The 20,432-nt window shown below is 25.9% G+C and carries 9 protein-coding genes; 4 read left to right on the top strand and 5 right to left on the bottom strand.

Annotated features, from left to right (window positions below; all coding sequences use genetic code 4):
• Positions 1-39: 39 nt before the first annotated feature.
• The 3 genes from grpE to MMOB_RS00595 are packed head-to-tail and all read right to left on the bottom strand — an operon-like array spanning position 40 to position 3,194.
• Positions 40-951, bottom strand: coding sequence for a nucleotide exchange factor GrpE (gene grpE / locus MMOB_RS03475; protein ID WP_011264632.1), 912 nt, complete (start codon positions 949-951; stop codon positions 40-42).
• A 21-nt stretch (positions 952-972) separates the two neighbouring features.
• Complete coding sequence (gene hrcA / locus MMOB_RS00600) at positions 973-1,965, bottom strand: heat-inducible transcriptional repressor HrcA (RefSeq protein ID WP_050707639.1); 993 nt, start codon at positions 1,963-1,965, stop codon at positions 973-975.
• A 50-nt stretch (positions 1,966-2,015) separates the two neighbouring features.
• On the bottom strand, positions 2,016-3,194 hold the full coding sequence (locus MMOB_RS00595) for a DUF2905 domain-containing protein (RefSeq protein ID WP_041362773.1): 1,179 nt from the start codon (positions 3,192-3,194) through the stop codon (positions 2,016-2,018).
• Positions 3,195-3,297: 103 nt separating this feature from the next.
• Here MMOB_RS00595 and MMOB_RS00590 point away from each other — a divergent pair, with 103 nt between their 5' ends.
• The 4 genes from MMOB_RS00590 to MMOB_RS00575 are packed head-to-tail and all read left to right on the top strand — an operon-like array spanning position 3,298 to position 5,138.
• The gene (locus tag MMOB_RS00590) at positions 3,298-3,846 is read left to right on the top strand and encodes a hypothetical protein (protein ID WP_011264629.1); all 549 of its coding nucleotides are present in this window, start codon (positions 3,298-3,300) and stop codon (positions 3,844-3,846) included.
• Positions 3,839-4,351 carry a DUF4231 domain-containing protein gene (locus MMOB_RS00585; protein ID WP_041362770.1) on the top strand — a complete coding sequence of 171 codons (513 nt, stop codon included), beginning with the start codon at positions 3,839-3,841 and terminating at the stop codon, positions 4,349-4,351. The genes MMOB_RS00590 and MMOB_RS00585 overlap by 8 nt, the downstream gene beginning before the upstream one ends.
• 1 nt (position 4,352) lies before the next feature.
• Entirely contained in the window at positions 4,353-4,811 is a 459-nt protein-coding gene (locus MMOB_RS00580) for a hypothetical protein (protein WP_011264627.1), read from the top strand.
• Positions 4,812-4,865: 54 nt separating this feature from the next.
• Positions 4,866-5,138: a hypothetical protein gene (locus MMOB_RS00575; RefSeq protein ID WP_011264626.1), complete on the top strand. Its 273-nt coding sequence runs from the start codon at positions 4,866-4,868 to the stop codon at positions 5,136-5,138.
• A 12-nt stretch (positions 5,139-5,150) separates the two neighbouring features.
• Here the strand turns inward: MMOB_RS00575 and p42 are convergent, their stop codons facing one another.
• Together p42 and gli521 are read right to left on the bottom strand one after the other, a co-directional pair.
• Positions 5,151-6,221: a gliding machinery protein P42 gene (p42, locus tag MMOB_RS00570; protein ID WP_011264625.1), complete on the bottom strand. Its 1,071-nt coding sequence runs from the start codon at positions 6,219-6,221 to the stop codon at positions 5,151-5,153.
• A gap of 3 nt (positions 6,222-6,224) precedes the next feature.
• Positions 6,225-20,408, bottom strand: a complete 14,184-nt coding sequence (gli521, locus tag MMOB_RS00565; protein WP_011264624.1) for a gliding machinery surface structure protein Gli521 — start codon at positions 20,406-20,408, stop codon at positions 6,225-6,227.
• Positions 20,409-20,432 lie beyond the last annotated feature (24 nt).

Raw genomic sequence — 20,432 nt, 5'->3', positions numbered from 1 at the left:
AACAAAAAATTAGCACTCTATATAAAAAAGTGCTAATTTTTATTTCGAAACAATAACTGAAGCTGGTTTTAAAACTCTTTCATGAAATTGATAGCCTAGTGAGTTAATTTTCAAAATTCTATTTGGTGTTCCTTCTTCTCTTAATTCAACTGCATTGTGAACTTCAGGGTTAAAGGTGTCTCCTATTTCTGGTCTTATAATTATTAGTCCATAAGATTCTAAAATATTTATTGTTTGATTTAAAAGCATTTCAAAACCTTGCACATATGACTTAATGGAAGAATTTTCCTGTTTTGAACCAGCATCAATTGCCAATCTAAAATTATTTAAAGGATTTATAATATTTTCAAATAATTTTTGAAATGAAAATTTTTTCTTCTCTTCAAATTCATTTTCCAAAAATGATTTTAATTCTAGTTTATATTTATCCAATTCTTCTTGTGCTTTTTTTGCAAAAGATTTTGCTTTTTCATTAAAATCATCAATGTTTTTTTTGTTCTCAAGAGTTAAATCAAAAACTTTTTTTTCTAAATTAATTATTAAATCATTTTTATCTTCAATTTGTTTATTTAAAATTTCTAAATTATCACTTGATTTATTTTTTTCTGAAAAATCTCTTTGAACATTGATAGCATCAATAATTAGATTTTTACTTTGTAAATTTTTATCTGAACTCGCTTCTCTTTTTTGAATTTGAATTGAAAATTCTACTTCCTTACCAGATAATTTTTTATCAAAATAAAAATCACTAAATTTATAATTGATTATCAACTTATCACTAAAAGGTATAGTTAAAAAATGAAAATCAAAATTTGGTAAAAAAGTATTTTCTCCTAAAGTGAGAAAAATATTTTTTTTACTTCATTCTAAATTATCTTTAGTAACTTTTGCTGTATAATCAAATGTTATTTTGTCTCCAAAATTAAAAAAATCTGTTTGTCTTTCTTTCATAAGTTTAATTATAAATAAATATTAATTGTTTTTTTTAGAAAATTTTGGTTTTATGAAACTTTCCAAAAGAGCTATAGCAGATTTAGCGCTTATATAATCCATTCTATTTGAACCAATTACTGAAATTTCTTTTGTAGTATTATTAACAAAAATTTTTTTGGAAATCAAACTTATGTTGCTATTTCTAACATCAATTTTTAAAGTTTCATCTTCTTCTACTTTGCTTTCTATCATATTTCAAATACTATTATTTTCAATTAAATCTAAAATTTGAGTTAAATGTAATCGATCGATTCCTTCTTGTTTTATTATATTTGATTTCCCATAAACATGGTTTTTGTTTTCAAATTCAAAAACATTTCCAATAAAGGATTGCAAAATTGTCTCGTAATTTTTAATGTATTTAGACAAAATAGGTTTCAAAGCAAGAGCTTTTTCTCTTAAGTTAATTAAAGATGTGTTAATAAGTCTTTCTTTAAATAATCTAATTGCTATTCTTACATCTTCTAATTTTATGTCTTGGAAATTAGTTAAATCAATTGTTTTATTTGCAACTTGACCAGTTGATGTAACAAGAATTATTGTTGCTGAATAATTGTTTAATTCTATAAGTTGAATTGATTTTAATACTTCTGTATTTACATTTGAAGATGTAACCAAGGTAAGTCCTATTATTTCATTAATTGCTTTTGCAGCTTCATCAAGAGTAACGTCTATCGAAAGATATCTTTTTGAAAAAATTTCTTTTAATTTACTTTCTAGTAGTTCATTGGTTTTTGATTTAGAATGTTCAGCAAAAAATTTATATCCAGAAATAGAAGGAATTCTGCCACTAGAAGTATGAGTTTTTTCCAAAAAACCTTCATTTTCTAAATCTGCCATGATATTTCTTATTGTTGCACTAGAAACAGCTAATTTATATTCTGAAATCAATTGTTTGCTACTAACAGGTTGCCCACTTTTTATATATAAATCTATTATTTTTAATAAAATTTCATCACGTTTTTCTTTCATATACACATTATAAATTATCTAAAAATAAAAAAAGAAAAAATAGCTAAGAGCTATTTTAAATTAGTAATTTGATTTCTTTTTACATAGTAATCAGAGGGACTTATTTGTCCTGATTTATACATAAATTCTAGTGTATACAATTGCTTTTGAATCATCATTTGTTTTGTTCTTTGATCAGAGTAAAAAGGATGAGAAATTCTTTGACCTGTTTTTGGATTAACAAAAGGATTAAAGTTATTAGTTTGAAGACCTTGAGGAGGAAACCCTTTATAAATTTCATGAATTTTAGGAATTGTGTTTGTATTTGTATTTTTTGCTTTTATCAAATTTGGATGTTTTCAAATAAACTGTGTGTTTTTGTTGGAAACATTTTGATTTTGGTTATTTGCATAATAATTTCTATATTCTTGATTTTTAGCAAATGTATCCATATATTCAGTCCCAAAACTTTGAGTAGCTGCATCAGGATTTGGCTGAGCATATAAATATGAATATGTGTCTTCTTGTTGGGTATTTGTATTAAAAGAATTTGTATTTTCAAATTGATTTGTGTTAAATGTTTGTGTTCTTCAATTTTGATTAAATGATTGAGGTTCCACTAAATCATCTTGGTAAAATGCATCTTCATAATTTGACTCTAAAGTGTTAGTGTTTGATTGATTATTTTCAAAAAAAGTATTTACATTATTTGTTCTAAAGATTTGTTCATCTTCATTCACATATTCAATTGGTTCCACAACATAAGATTGATTTTTATTTTCATTGAAAATAAGCTCTTCATCACTAAAAGGTAAATCAGAATTATTATTATTTTTGTAAGTAAAATCAATTCTATCTTTACTTTCTAATGAATCCTTTATAAATAAATAATTTCTCATTAAATAAGATCTTTTTAATTTTTTAAATACTCAAGGAAAAATAAAAGTTCAATATCTAAAATTAATGTTATTAGGATTTAATAAGTTTTTTCTGAAAAAATCAATTGAACCAACTAAAAACATAGAACTTAAAATGAATAAATTCAAGAAAAAAGTAAAAAAAACAATAAACAAAATTGAAGACATTACATCCGGAAAAGGTCTTGTAATGTTAAATAAAAATACATTAAGTCCAGTTGTTGGAAAAAGATAAAATCAATAAAGAATTGTTCCAACAAAAGTGCTTATTAATCCAAAAATAGAAATCCATAGAAAAATTGATGTGGCTTTTAAAAATTTAAATATTTTCATAATAAACATTATATATTAATTTAAATATTAATTTTTAAGAATATGAAATTTGATTTTTTATATTTAATAAAACTTTTAAATTTGGTAAAATAATTGATTATATATGAAAGATAAATCTAGTAAAAACAAAAACATAATAAGGACTATTTTACTTGACTCTAATGAGGAAAAATTTTATAAAATTCAAAACCAAGTAGATATTTTCTTAAATAATTTGAATTTTAAATCAAAAGCTAACCATTTGATTTGGATTTTAACTTCAACGCTAATTTTTTTATTAAACATTGTTTTGCTTGGTCTTGCATCTTTTACATTAGGGGTAATTCTAAATGATTCAAATATTGGAAATAGTTTGGAACTTATTTTATCGGCATTAGTTGTATTTTTTACAATTTTTCTATTTATATTGTTAACTGTATTAGCAATTTATAAATCTAAATCTAGATTTCAAAAATTTAAAAAAGCTTATCAAGAATTGGAATATCTTTTAATAAAATCTAAAATGGATATTGAAAATTATAATTACGAAAAAATTACTATTTTACTTGAAAATATTAATGATATATATTTGAAAAAACCAAAAAATGCAAAAACATTGAAAGTTTTAAAATCGATTTTTATTAATGAAAGTTCAGAGGATGAAGATGATTAATCAATCTAATAAAGAATCAAAAATTTTATCTTCAAAAGAAGATGTAAGGTCATTTACTAAAAAATACATAAGCAAAACCTTTCGAATCTACTCTTCTTTTAGATTTTTATATTACTTGTTGAATTTTATTATAATTGCATTGACATTTAATGTTGTAATTATAAGTACATTAAATATTGCTAAATTAGCATTCCAAGATCCTGCAGGAGGACCAAGTAATGTGTTTGTTTTTACAAACTCAATAATTTCTAGTGTTAGTGCATTTTTATCAAGCATTGTCAATTTTTTTGTTGTAAAAGATACATATAAAAAAAATTGAAAAATTCATAAGCAATTAAAATTTGAAAAAATGGAATTTGAATTAAGAGCAGGTAAATATACAAAAAATACTAAAGAAAATGAAATTATTTTATTTGAAACTGTATGTTTGATCCTTGAACAAGCAAATAGATTAAGAGAATATGAAAAATCTTTAGAAATCATAAAAATTAATAAGGAAATATAAAATGAGACATAGAAAAAAAGAAGAAGAATTTAGAAATTTTTTAACAAATGACATTGGTCAATATTCAAGAAAAGAATTAATTAATCAAATAAAAGAGCAATACAAAACTTTTAAAAAAAGATATGTTGTTGGCTATGGTATTTTTCTAACTTTAAATATTGCTATTTTTGCAATTAGTTCTATGTTAGTTGTACTAAATTTGTTTGCAATTAGACTTAATAATAATCAGTTATCAAGACCTTTTTTCATAGCAATTGCCTTTATAACAGGTTCAATTGCATTTTTTAGTAGTTTGAATGCTTTTTTTGAATTTAAAAACCTTCATAAAGATTTAAATGATAGAATAAAAATGATCAATGAAGAAATGGACGAATTTAAAAAGTCACAAACTAAATATGCAAAAGATGATATTCAATTTTTAAAATTATTCGAAAAAATTGATGAAGCAATTCGGAAATAATAATAGTTTTTACAAAAATTCTTTTTTTAAGTTATTTAAATTTGAAGGAGAATTATGTTAGAAATATTAATAAATAATAAAGATATTTATACCATAAAATATTTGTCTGAAAGCATAGAAATAGGTAAGGACGATATATTAAATGAAGAAGAAATCATAAATTTCTTAGTTAAAATCACAAAAATGAATGGTGATAAATATCTCGAAATAAAAGAAAAAAATGTCGAAATAGAAGACAATGTTTACATAAATATTTACAATTTATTTGAAAATTTTGTGAATAATTATAATGAGCATTTTAAATTTAATAAAAAAAGTGATAGATAACTATCACTTTTTTTATCTTAGAAGAATTTCTTCTGTCAAGTTATTAACAATTGTTTGATATTCTTCTTTAGAATTTAGCAAATTATTTTGCAATTGAGTGGTTTTGTTGGTATGTCCTGTTTTTTCAACAAAAAATGCAAAAATAGAAATTTGAGTGTATCTATCCATTGCATATCTATCATCGAAATAAGTTACAATAATTTCTTTTTCATGCCCTAAAATTTCTTTTAATCTATTTTCAATTTTTTCTTTATGTTTATCTTCTAAAAAAATACCTTTAATGTTAACTAATAACAATTTTGAATATTCAAAAGATGATTTAAAGATTGGGTTTATAAGAACTTTTCTTAATGAATCCTCTAACCTGTTTTCTGTTTTTCTACTTATTGCTAGAGATGATAAAATAAGATTTGAATTTATTTCATTTGTGAAAATTTGATATTTTAACTTTTTAAATAAATAAGGATTCTCTACTACTCTTAAAAATGGGCTTATTAAAGAATCTACAAGTTTAATGAAATTTTTTGAAATAAATTCTTTTAAATTACTAATTTTCAGATTTTGAAATGATGCTAAAATGTCTCTTTCCTCAATAATAATCATTTGAGATCTAGTTTGCTTTTTTAAAAGTTTTATTGAACTGTTAAGGACTTTTTCAGATTTTTTACTATGATTAGAAGTCCTCAATACAAAATTAAAACTTAAGATATCTAAAGGTTTAAAAATAAATTGATTTAAAGCCGTCAAATAATTTATTTGAGCAATGTCATTGGATTTTGAAATAATAATTGAAATATCAACTTCTTTCAAGTAATCTTTTAGTTTATCTGAATTAAGTTTAAAAAACTTTTTTGAATTTAAAACTTTTTTATCTTTTTTTAATCATGTTAAAAAAAGTTCATTTATTCCTTTTTGCATTAAAGCTTCATCAGTATTGTTTGAACCAATTCTTGAATATTTAATATATTCTTTTATTTCTGCATCTAAGTCATAAGCTTGTAAAGTTTCATCATCACCTAAATGAAAAAGAACAATATTTGGATAATAATTTTCCTTATTTTCGAAATTTCAATTTTTTGTCATATTTTATTTTCCTTTTAATTTTCTTCTTCTAATAATTATTAGTGATAAAACACCTAAACCTAGAGTAAGAATTGTTGCAACTGAAGCTGCTGTAATAATTGCAATTTGTGCTCCAGGATTTGATTGTTCAATTAAACCTGAAACAATTTGATTTATTTCAATAATTGCTCCTGAAGGTACATCTAAAGCAAAATCATTATTAAATTGTGGATCTAATTGCAATCTAATTATAATAGTTTCTCCATTTGATAAATTAGTAGATGTTGAATTTGGGAAAATTTGAATTTCTTCTCCATTTTCGCCTCTTTTGAAATACGTAATAATTGTTTTTTCTGGAATATTTAAATTAGATGTATTTGCTTCAAAAGATCCTATTTGATTTTGTCCTATAAAAGAAATTGAAATAGCATTTAAATTAAAATCATTAGGAATACTTAAAGATTCTTTTAATCCTGAAACTAAAAATCCTTCAGTTAAATCAATTCTTCTTGGGACTCCATTTATTAATCTTGTAAAAAATAGGCCTGGTTTATCTATTCTTAATTTTGAAACTTGAGGAGTTCCAAAAGGACTTGCAATAGCATTATTATATGTTGTTGTAATAATTCCGCCATTTTCATTGTTCTTTAAAGCAAGTATTCATTGAACAATATCTCCATTTTTTAATGAAATCGGTTTTTCATTTCTTTCGAAACTAATAACTTCATATTCAGGACCAAAAGTTCCATCTTGATTAGCTTTTGGTCTAAAAATTGAATAATTTCATTGTAAATTTGAATTTCTATTAACAGGATCTTTAAGAGCATTGAATGGATCTTGAGGATCATTTGATAAAACTTCAAAACTTCCTCTTCCACTTACAGGAGAATTGTTATTGATGTTGAAACCAGTTCTTAAGAATTTAAATGCTTCTAATCCTGGATCAACTTCAAGACCTGAAATTGTGAAAGTTTCTCTTAAATTAGGTTTTTCTAAATAACTAATAGCAAAGAAATTTGAATTCAATGGGATTATTTGAATTGTTACTAAATCACCATTTTCAAGATTTGTTGGAAAATCAATTCTTCCATTTTGGACACTAAAAATTGTTTGTTTTTGTTCTCCATTTATTGTTTTTGTAAGAATTATTTCAATGCTTAAAAGATTTTGAGATAAATTATTAATTAAATTATTCGAGTCTATTTGCACACCATTTCTATTAACAACTAAATTTGCAAAAGTTGAAATTCCACTAATAGGAGGTAAATTTAAAGGAGATGTGCTATGAACAATTTGAGGCATTAAAACTTCGAATTGTGAAATTCCATTTATTTGATTTTTAATTTCACCGCTTGGAACTTTGAATTCTTGAATTTGAGATAAAAGATCTAAAATTGTTGTATTTTCAGTATTAATAAAGCCACTAAATCCATCTAAAGCTATAAATTGATATGAAATAGTTGCTTCTGCATAAATATTAAATAGTTCAAAATTTGCCAATGATCTATTTTGAGCAAAACTAATTTGACCATCTGGATTTCTTGTAAGTTGGAAAAATAAATCTTCATTTACATTAATTGCTCTTTGCAATGGAGGAAGTGGCACACCTTGAGAATTTACTCAATAAGTAATTCCTGCTTCTGATCCTTGATCATTAATGAGTTTTAATTCTTTGTCACCATTAGAAGGGATTCCGATTTGAGTTTTTACAACAAAAGCTCCATTGATTTTCAACAATGTATTTAAAACATCTTGTGTTGGTGGATTTGAATTTGTAAAAATTACTTCTTGTCCTGTATTTGTTAAATAAGTAAAATTGTTAAAAATTCTTATTCCAACACCTCTAAAGTTTTCATTTTGATCAACATTTAATATTAAATTATTTATAAATGATGTCCCGCTAAACGGAATAGTTCCTGTAACATTTTCAAAATCTACAAAATCTCAATTTAATGGAGATCTTACTAAGTCAATTGCTAAATTTGTAACTAAGACTTCAGTAATAATAGATGAATTTGAAACTTCTAAAGAATTTGCTTTTGGATTATTTTGATCAATTCCTACTCTTATATAAACAAATTGACCTGATTTTAAATTTGAAGGAATTTCTTGAGTAAAAAATGAACTTGAAGTGCTTAATCTTAAATTAGCAATTTCTTGAGGGCTTAATCTTGAGTTTGAAACAAAATATTGGAATGCTAAAAATTCAGCATCATTTAAATCCAATTCATTAAAGAATTCTTTTGGATTACTAATTATTGATCCACCATTAGTTAATGCTAAAGTTGAATTACCTTGAATTGTAAATGTTTCATTTGGATTTGCAACTATTTGAGAAGCAAAATTTGATAATTGATTTGCGAAAATTGTATCTACAACACTTTTTAAATCGATTCTAAATGGATTAATTGGATCTACAGAAACTTTAATTCTAAATTGGATTCCTTGATTTACATCCAATAAATTTCCTTCATTTAAAATTCTATATGTATTTGCAACATCAGCACTAGTTGGATTCGGAACAAAACGAATGAATAAAGGCAATTCTTCAGGGATTGTATTTCCTAAATCAAGAGGAAAATTTGTTATGTTTTCAAGAACTAAAGGATTATTAGATCTATAAATTAATCTTCCTTCTTCAAATGAAGGGATTCCTTCTCCAGCAGTATTTGTAATATAAATACTAAAAGGAGTTTGAAGTGAAATTGAAGTATATCTATCTAAGATACTTTTCATTGCTTCTCTAGAAAGGCCATCAAAATTTAGAGAATAATTATTGTGAGTTCCTGATAATATCACTTTTTTAAATAATGATAGTGGTGATGAATCTAAATTAATTAATCCACTGAAACTATTTTGTTGTATTAAAGAAATATTTGTTTGTGATTGCAAATCATCAATAGGCGAGTCATTCATACCAACAATAAATGATGAATTATTAATTGCATATTTAATTTTGATTTGACTTTTTAAAATAATGAATTCACTTTCAGAAACTCTTCCTTTTAATCTACTTAATTCATTGATGAAATTTTCCTTGTTGAATCATTGATTACTTGTAGGATTTTCAAAATATGAATATTGAATTACAATGTTATTTGCTAAATTTTTATTTATAGGATTTAGATTTTCAATCAATGATCTAATTTCATTAATGTTCTCAGTAATTATTAAATTATTTAATGTGCCACTGAATGAAATATTAGCAATATTTTGTAATTGTGTAACCGGAGGAACATTTACAATTGTTTTAACATTTGTTGTGTCTAATTTAACTGGACTTGTAAATGTTACAATATCTGAAGTAGGCGAAAAAGAAAATACATAATTAATTCTAACTATACTATTTGAAACTAATCTTACAAAATAATTATTTGTAAGAACAATTGAAGATAAAGGTGTTTTTTGTCATGGACCTTCTGCAAATTGAGAAAATTCTAATTCTAAGCCAGGGAACAAGAAATCAACTGGATCATTTGGAATATTTTCAAATAATTCAGGATTTGCTTGTAGTAATGATGGAACATTTGCAAAAAATGGAGAATTAGTTGTTCCACCTAAAGTAATATTTTGCAGCTGTTCAAAGTATTTTGTAATATCTGCAAATACTGCAAAACTTGAATTACCATTGTCAATAGAAGGAACATATAAAATTGAACTTGAATCTAAAATTTGTTCTCCTTCATTGTTTTGATTGCCAGAAAATGCTCATCTCATGTAAATTAAATTACCATGTAAGATATTTTTAGGATAATTTGCTAAAGCTGCTTCAAATTCTCTATGTTTGTATCAAATTTGACCAGGAATCAATTCTACAACTTTATTATTTGCAATATTAGAAGGATTTCCTCCAATTGAAAATTCTACAGTTAATTTATCTCTTGAAAGAGCAGGAGCAAGCGCTAGTGCTTCATTGATGTTTATGTTAATGTTTTTTGTATTCCCTGTAATTCTAACAAATCTTAAATGGGCGCTATTTGTTTCGACAGAAATAGGAATTATTGGTTGTAATAAAATTGGTGTACCAAAAGTACCTACATGTACTTGAGTTGTAATTGGTTCTTCAACAGTTGGAACAATACCTTTTACATTTTCTGCTACAAAACGCATTCATAAAATAGGCTTATTATTTATGTCTGTTTGTAATGAACTAATTAAACTATTAGATCAAACAATAGGAATTTCAGCTGAAGAATTTGAGGTTCCGAATTGAGCAATGATTCCATATCTTGAAGATAAAAGATTCAATATTTCATTGTTAAAATTATTCGGAAGAATTGGAACACCTCTAATATTTGAAGATGTTGAACCTAGTTCGAATCTTGTTTGTCCATTTCTTAATGCTTCAATAAATTCATTAGTATTAATAAAAATTTTTATATTACTACTTGAATTTATTGCACGTATTGAACGATTGCTTAAATCTGTTAAAGCAACTATAGTATTCCCGATACTTGTTTCTAGATTTGATGATGCTGTTGCTAAATTGATATTTAAAGGATTTGTAAAGAAATATCTAGCTCTAATTTCTAAATTAATTGGAGCTTCAGTAAAAGTCCCCAAATTATTTGCAAATTCTCTAATAAAATTTTCTTTAGTTAATCAATTATTTGGCCCTAAATTTGCACTACTTGAAAATGTAGAAGAAAATTGTACTGATAAATCTCCAATATTTTGAATTCCTCATTTTAATAAAGATGAATTTGCATTGTCTAATATAGTTTGAAGTTGAACATTAAAAGAACTATTTGGATTTAAAATATCTGATCCATCAATGTTTATAAATTTATTGTTCCCACTTAAATTAATATTTGTTAGTAAATTAGCATCTAAAATTAGTGCTAGTTTTACTGTTGAAGCAATTTCTACATTAACAAATTCTTCACTTGATAAAACAAAATTATTTGTTGCATTGGCAGTTGTAAGATTAAATCTTGCAAACAAAGTATTGTTTGGGATTAAAGATTGTGGTTGAAAATTATTTGGGTCATAAGTGAATCAAGTTGTATTATCTGCTGAAAATTGCAATTGAATCCCTAAAGCAGACAGAGGTGAAATTATTCCTCCAAAACTAATATCTCCAGTTAAAGTAGCATTTCCTAAACGTGCTGTTGTTGCTCCATTTGGAAAAGTAATTGCTCCTCCTCTAGTTCCTGATGTTAAAGCACTTAATTGAATAGATAAATCAACATGACTTTTTAAATTGGTTGAATTAGGAATAAATACTCCATCAATTAAATCTGAATTTGGATCAATTGTTAAACGAGAATTAAAAGTTGGTACTCTAAAACTATTTGAAGTTCTATCGATTAAACCATACCTTACAAAAATTCTATTTGGTGTTATTAAAGAAGATGGTCTGTTTTGGGCAAGATTTCTAATAAAGTTTTCTTTTGAGAATCAAATTTCTGAACTATTTGGTAATAATGATGACCCATTTGAGTATTCTAATATTACTTGTTCATTGTTTGGAAAATTATCATTATTTCTAATTAATCCTAATAGACTTGAATCATCAATTGTTAAAAATCTAGAGCTTAGTGGTTGTGAATCATTTGCATTAAAAATGATTCTTGAAGCTTCTATTTCTAAATTTGGAAGATTAATTAAAGTAGGAATATTAATTGAATTACCTTCTTTAAGAATTGGGGTGGTTGTAGGATTATTAGCAGAATTAATAATTTCAAAATTACTATTTGTCGAATTCAATAAAATCCCTAAAACAGAAGTTCCATTAGTTCTTAATAAAGAAATTGGATTTGCTTGAAAATTGGAATTTCAATTAGTAGTGTAATTTGCAATAACTAGATTAGCATTATTACCAAATGCATACTTAATTTCAAAGCCATTATTAGTTAAGAATCTTACTAAGGTTCTACTTGTGATTGAGCTAGGATTTTGGTTTAAAGGATCAGGTAAAATAATACTTGTAATATTTGAAGAATCAATTGAATTCCCAAAATTAATAATTGTATTTTGTCTTGATAAATAATTTACTAAAGAACTTAAATTAATTATAGTTTTAACTGTTGATCAATTAGAAATATTTATATTAACTATATTTGATTCGTTTAATCTAGTTGGATTTCTAAAATCAGGAGTGAAACTTAATCTTTTTGTCAATCCTTGAGTTGTGATTACATATCTTGCAACTATTTTGAAAGTATCTTCTTGGAAATTAGCTGCATTGTAGTTTAAATTTAATGTAAATACATTATCTAAAATTGGAATTCCTGTTGTTGCATTAAAAGTTGTAGGAATTCATCTTGCTAAAGAATTACTAAATGTATTTTTATTTAATCAAAGTGAGTTTTGACCTGGAATTGCAAAAGCTAAGTCAATACCATTTGCTCTTTTTACTAATGAATATTGAAGCTCAACATCTCCATTTGCAACATAAAAATTACTTGTTGCAGATTCATCATTAATCACTAAATTTGAAGTTGTTCCACTAAATTGAACTCTATTAATATCTGCAGAACTTAAATTTAAACTCACATTTATATTATCTAATTTTGCTTCAATATTTACAGAAACTAATGAATTAGTCATAGAAGTTTGAGAATAAATAACAAAAGATGTGGGGTTTGTATTTCTAATTCTAAAAACCAATCTAGGAGGATTCCCAAAATTTACAGTTGTTGAAGGAACAGCATTAAATTGGTCTAAATTAATTCACTCTGCAAAATCTAAACCTGCATTTTGACCTACACTAAATTCAAGTGCTAAGTTGTTAGTTCTTAAAAATTGTGAAACATCATTGATTCCTTCTTCGGTTAAAGAAAGAGGTAAATCAATCTTGAAAATTGAATTTGAAAGAATATTTGGATTTGCATTATTAAATGAAAGTGCATTAGCAGCAGAAATATCAGAAATTATTCGATCTACATTAATGAACCCTTGAGTGGTCGAAGTTAATAAAGTAGGACTTGGATTTTGAACTCTAAATTGATTCAATTGATTTTCATTATCTGTTAAAAGACCTTCTATTTGTCCCTCTACTCCTAAAGCAGGAGAAGAGGTTAGGCCATAACGAACATAAATATTCAAATTATTTCCTAAAATAGCATTTAAAGCATTTTGATTTACAAATTCTTTTAAAAATTTTGAAAAATCAGCAGCATTATATCATCTTGAAGTTCTTGAATTTGTTAGTTGTCTTAAATGAGTACTTTCAGTTCCTAAATCTGTTGCACCTTGATTACCAATCGCATATTGAAGTTCAACAGTTCCACTTGCTACACCTGGAATATTTAAAATAATCCCATTTGCTAGTAGACTATTTCTAATTGCATCAATATTATTTTGGCTTGCTAAAATTATTTGATTTGTATTTCCAGAAGGTTTAATTTCATTTAATAAAGCAATACTTGGATTGGAAATTGTAAGTGTTGTTGGTACACTAACTCTTACATCAATTCCATCATTAAATGAATAAGGATTTGTTGTATTTATATAATTTGGTCTTATTATATTTGTATAACCATTTGAAATTTCTCCAGTTGTCAAATTACCAGCAACTGCAGTACCTTGTCTAAATCCTATTGGAACTACTCTTACACGAATAATACGACTATTCCCTACAGAAGTAATTAAATTTAAATTTGTAACTCAAAGAGCTGGATTTTGTCCGCTTGGAGCATTAAATTCTACAATATATCCTCTTTGACTTAATTGGTTAATTGCATCTTGAACACTTAAACCTTCTATTGGAGTAGGTAATACTAATCCTGAAACATTATCAGAAGTTGAACCTGGAGCAACTGTAATTGGAGTTGTATTCAAAATATTCAATCATTTAGAAATATCATATGAAGATTGTAATGCATTTCCTAAAATGTGTGTGCCATTTGTTAAACCTGAAATGTTTGCTTCTCTAGATTGATTTTGAGGTATTGTGAATTGAGATCTATGTTCTGGTTTTACTTCAAATTTTACAAAAATCTTTTTAATATTTCCAAAACCTTGAATATCTGTTCTGGTTCCGTTTGGTAAAAGTATATTTTTATATTCTAAAGATCAATTCTCATTATTTTTTTGGTGTTCATTTGCTTCTTTTTTGAATGTTTCAAAATCATAAAAATTTGAACTATCAAAAGAATATTCTACTCTTAGAACATTTCTAATATCTGTTTGTATAATTGAATTTAATAGATTATTTTCACTATGAGAAATAAGTTGATTTATATTTAATGTAGTTCCAGTTAAAACTATTTTTTGTAAATCATTTGGGTTTATAAAATTAGATGTTGTTGTTGTACCAAAAATAATATCCTTAGTTAAAGAATTTGTATTAATTGAAAATCCTAAATCTCCATCTACTCCAGGATTTACAATATTACTATTCCCATTGACAATAATAGTAGTGTTTTCATCGATTATTTTAAATCTAAATGCCAAAGAAAAAGCATTTGAATTAATATTTGGAGCAAAATTGAAATTCTGATTTGTTCTATCAGGAGTAGCTGAACTAATAGCTGTTGGAATTATTGTTTCTCATACATAATTAACATCAATTTTATCGCCATTTGCTCTATATCTATATGAACCGTATTCAAGAACAATTCCCAATTGAGTTAATGTAGTTTCAGAAAGTAAAGAATTCGGATTAGAAAGACTTAATCTAGATGTTGATCCTGAAGATACAATTGAACTACCATTAGCTAAATTAACATGATCAAATAAATCAACTAAACGCTTAACATTCGTAATATTTGGGATTTGCGGAGTTGATAATCCTTCTTCTAGTGAAAAATCTTCATTATTTAAAAGAATAAAACTAACTCTAAAATCGCCTGGTCTAATTGCATTTAAAATTGAACGAGGTAAACTTCTTAATTCTCTTAAGAATTCATCTTTTTCAAAAAATGTTCCACCTAAAACTCCATTAATAGCAAAACGTACCTGAACAATATTTGTAATTGGAGTTGTTGAATTTCCGGTGGCACCTCTATAAACGTTTTGATCAACATTGATAGCTAAATCTCTTGTGTTTCCACTTAAATTTACAAGGTTTGCATCTCTTAAGTTATTAATATTTAGTCCACTAATTAAAATTCTAGCTTGAACATTTTTAACTACAAGAGCTTGAGTGCTAATTTCTGTAGCAAAATTATTTCTTGGAAATAATCTTAAAGAAACTTTAGTAGGATCATTAGAAACAGAAGCATCAATAAGTTGTCCTTCAACTAAATATGATTCTCAAGTTGTTCCATTATTGATTGAGAATTGAACATCTATTCCACTTGATCTTAATGAACTTAAAGATAATTGACCAAAATTAATTGATAAATTTTTTGAATCAGAACCACCTACTATAACACTTGTTGATTTTAAAGTTTCAAAATCACGAGTTGCATTGTAGAAAATTTTTACAAGACCTTTTGCATTTGAAACTGGGGTAAAATTTTGCCCATCAAAAATTTGAGTTCCATTTAAAATTGGAAGCCCATTTTCCCCTGTATTAAATGAAAATGTAATACCTGATTGATTTATTGTGTTAATTTGCTCATTTCCTGAAACAACTATTGTTTTATTCGGCACATTTTTTAAAACTACTCTTGCATAAATAAAATTGTTTCCAAGAGTTATATCGATTGAATTATTTTTTAAAGCATTTGAAAAATCTGTATCTTTAAATCAAATATTTCCATTAAAAATTCTAGGAACAAAAACATTATTTTCATTTATTGATCCAATTGCATATTGTAACTCTAAATGTTCTTGTACTTGAGCATTTGTATTTGAATTAATAATTGTAATGTTTTTAGTATCTCCACCTAAAGTGATGTTTCAATCTCTTACACTTGAATTAGGGATATTGATTGGAATAATTTGCTCATTATTAATCTCATGAGGTGTTGTTTGTAAATTTCCAAAAACTCCATTTCCAAGTTGATTATTTGAATCTACTGCTGTAATTCGTTGTCCTTGTCTTGTAAAAAATGATCATGACAATTTTGTGTTTGAATCAATGAATAATTGACCATTTTTTATTTCTTCAAGTGTATATCATATTGAAGTAGGTGTTGGATTTATATTATTGGTAAATTTTACTTCAACTTCTCTATTACGAATTGAAGGGATATCAGTCATTGATCTTGGAAGAACAATTTCCAAATTTTGATTACTTAGAGATTTACCTAAATCTGCAGGGACTAATCTGAAAGAATTTATATTTGTATTGTTTGGCTCTCCAATGAAAAAAGAATTTCAAAAATTAGACGTTGTAGGTCTAAATGGACTATTGCCATCAGCAATAAAATTTCCTGTTGCGTTAGATTGCAAATAAATTATATGATTTAGAGTTAAATCTTTAATCATATCAGCACTAGTTACTTCTGAATTTCCTCTAACTGAAAGAGCTTCTGTACTAATTGCAATATTATTAGATGAAAATCCTGGAACTAAACTATCATTATTAACAACATATCTAATCATTAAATGTCGAGGTCTGAAACTTTGGATTTGCTGTGCGTTCAAAGTAAATCCTGCTGAGGGTTGAGGTCTGAAATTTGCATCTAATTTAAATAAATTAACAAAATTATCTGATCCAGTTACTCAATTTTGTTGATTATTAGTTGTAAAACCTACAAATGAATATTGAACATCAATATTACCATAATAATCTCTTCCTAAATCACCTCAAAGATCTGTTTCATTAATTGTAAATCCTACTTGATTCCCTACACTTGGAATAGTTCCTTTAAATCTCAAAATATCTGTAATTGAAAGAGAAGTATTTTTTGGAATTTTAATAGCTTTTCTATTTAATAAGTAAGCTTGATGTCTTTGTAAAGTAACAACTCCTAAACCATTGCTTATTGTATTAACAGAAGTAATATTTTTATAAGATTCTCAAAAGTTTGTAATTTGAGCTACGGTTGGTCTTCCTGTAAATGTTTGTCCATAAGGATTATCAATATCAATTAGTCCTCTTGTTAGTAATCTATTTATTTGTATTGTTGCTGCCCCTAAACCATTTTGGCCTGAGACAATAAACATCCCTTGTCTATCTGAGTGAATAGTATTTACAATTAAATTATTAAATTCGGCTGCATAACTTTCATATGAAATCAATTGTAAAAAACCATTAACAAGACCTAAACGCATTAAAATTGGACTATTTCCACCAATAATGTATCCTCCTACACCATCTGATTCAATTGCTGAAATACTAAAATCACTACTTACAAGAGTAGATGAATTAGATGTTCTCAGAGAATTTGCATTAGTTAATTTAGTAAAACTTAAAGCTTTTTCAACTGGAATTCCTCACTGAGTTACATTATTAGATTGATCTGATCCAAGAGAATTAAAATTCAAACTATAAATATTTTGTCCTAATGAATAAATAAGAGCTGTATTCCCCCTTGAGGCATCTGAAGCATTGAAAGTATCTGAACTACGATTAAAAGTATTTGAAATTATTGATTTTAATGGTAAAGCTGAATTTGTAAAAATGCCTGAAGCTTCATTTGGTGTAATATCAATATAAGGAAGGTGGATCGATGATGCACTAAGATTAAGAGGAGTTGAACTATAATATGGAGTATTTGTTCTATAACGACTAGAAAGAGCACCAAAAATTCTAAATCCAAGATTGTTATTTATTCTATAAGCAACAACTAAACTTTCATTTTGTGGACTAATTGCAAGATTTTCAATTTGAGCATTAGTTGGAACTATATTTGTATTGAAATTTTGAGTAGGGTTTAATCCTATTGTATTATTATTAAAATTGTAATCTAAAAATGTTATTCCATTTGTATTGTTTGCAACCATAATTGCTAAAAGACCATTAGGATATATTTTTCCTGTTAATACATTTGATTTTAAAGAATTTGAATCGATCATGTGATGATTTGATAGAATTGGTGCTCCACCTATACCAAATCTCAAAATATAAATAATTTTTTGTGAAGAAGAATTATTTCCTGAAAGTAAATAAGTATTAGAATCTACTTCTTGAATATTGTCAATAATAAAATTATTGGCTAAAGCAATGTTTAAAGTAGAGTTAGAAGTGCTTGTTCCATTAAATGGCAATACTCTAACATTATTTCTTGTTGCCAAAATTAAAGATTGATTTTTCAAACTTAATATTGAAGCAGTGGCTTGATTTTGCTGATTATTTAAAATCGTTTGTAAATCAGATGAACTTGTTGATATGTATCCATTTGAACTTACATCATTATTAGGAATATCTGATTTTCAACTTAATTGATTACCTTGATTATTTAAATGAACTAGAGTATTTGAAACAGTAATCCCATAATAACCACCATTACCATCATAAACAATATCTCTTAATGAATTATGATTTTCCCTTACAATAGGAGAGGTTTCTCCTGTTATTTCATTTATAAAAGAAGAATTGGCTCAATTAGAATTAATGTTTTTTATCTCACCATTACCATCAACATTAATTAAATATGAATCAAAAGTTCTAAGAATTTGTTGTGAATATCTATAAGAAAATCCAAAACCTCCTCCATCAATTAAATTAATAAGTTCGGGCATTATCAATTGCCCATTTTCGGCATTTAAAGGGGTTCTTGCGTTATAAATTTCATTTTTTGCAACATCTACATTCCAACCTAAAATATTAAATCCACCAAAACCATCAGGGATAATTTTTGCAATAGAACCAGGATTAGATCATGCTGGATGTGGTCTTTGCAATGTGATTTGAGAAAAAATATCAATATTTGATCTTGTACTATTACCATTTGTATCTAAAATGCTTATTTTTGGATTTATAGAAGAATTTGAACCTTTTGGAACTTGTGAAGCAACTGCAAATCTGTTATTTCCTAAATAAGTAACATGAGTAACTCTACTATTTGATTCTAAATTGCTAATTTGTTTTGATGGTGCTACAATTTCTCCTGTTGCTTGATTTATTTCAACAAAAGAAGCTTGATTACCTCCAAAGGCAAATAATCTATTTGTTATTGGATCAATTGAAAGTGTTGCTGTTGCACTTCATTGTGCAAAATATAATCCTGTATGATAAGTGCTATACCCTTTTAAAGTCCTTGGATTTGCATTATCTAATGCTATTAAATTTCCATTTGCATCTAAAGTTACATTAATAGCATTTGTGCTGAAAATATTGTTTGTTAATAATGAATGTGTTCTTCAAACAATTTCTCCTGTAGCAATTCTTACTTTAGCCACATATTGACCTTCTCCTGCAAAATAGACAAATTCTCCTGTATTATCAACTATTGCTTGAGTTGTTTTTCACCTATCAATGTGACTTGTGTTAGGAAGACCAACAGGTGTATCTCCATTGTTATTAACACCTGTATCAGTTGGAGAATTTGTATTAAGATCATAACCTCCTGTATTTAAAGAAGGATGAACATTATTCAAAACTTTCTTGTCATAAGTATTATTAAATCTTAAAAATTGAGGAACAAGATTAAACTCTTTTTCATTTCCAAAAGAAAAATTTAAACCATTTGGAACTAAATGTTTTATATAACCTCTATCTCCAAAAATAAAATATCCACCTCTTCTATCACTAATAATATCAGTTGCTTTATTCCTTGTTCAATTATTTTTAATATCTAATTCACTACCATTTGTATTACTATTAGCTAAATTAAATCTTAAATTATATGAAGAATTTGGAAGAGCAATTCTATTTGATCTTGAATATACATTTGTAGTTAAATCTAGTCTATATGTTACAAAAAATTGAGTATTTCTATTTAATGTAAGATTATCAACAGGTCCTAAAGGTGCATTATTGCTAGTAGGAACTTGTTCAGGACTGCTTACAAGAAAAGCAAATTCCATAATATTTGCAGAGGGATTCGAAACAGAAAATGAAGTAATATAACCTCCGAAAATATCAACATTAGATCCTCTATTATTTAGAGGATCTGATATATTTGTTCTTCCGTTAATTACAACTGATTCAGTTTTCTCATAACTTCCTGCTGAATATTGTCTAATTATTTGGGCAATATTTTTACTTAAAAAAGCTTTAGAATTATCTTGTAAAACATTATTTAAAGGATCTGGATTTTCAGAATTAGAAGTAATTGCTAAATCTATTTGAGAACTACGATTAGTTATCAAATTTTCTTTATTTTGAACTACTTTTGGATTATATAAACCTAAAGTTAATCCGCTTGTTAGAGCAACTGTTGTTGAAACAGAAGCTAAAATTATTTTTTTGTTTTTTATTTTCATTTTATTACTTTCCTTTTCGAATAT

The sequence above is a fragment of the Mycoplasma mobile 163K genome, assembly GCF_000008365.1.
GTDB classification, from domain to species: domain Bacteria; phylum Bacillota_I; class Bacilli_A; order Mycoplasmatales; family Metamycoplasmataceae; genus Mycoplasma_J; species Mycoplasma_J mobile.
This window is presented reverse-complemented; position numbering and strand designations above follow the sequence as displayed.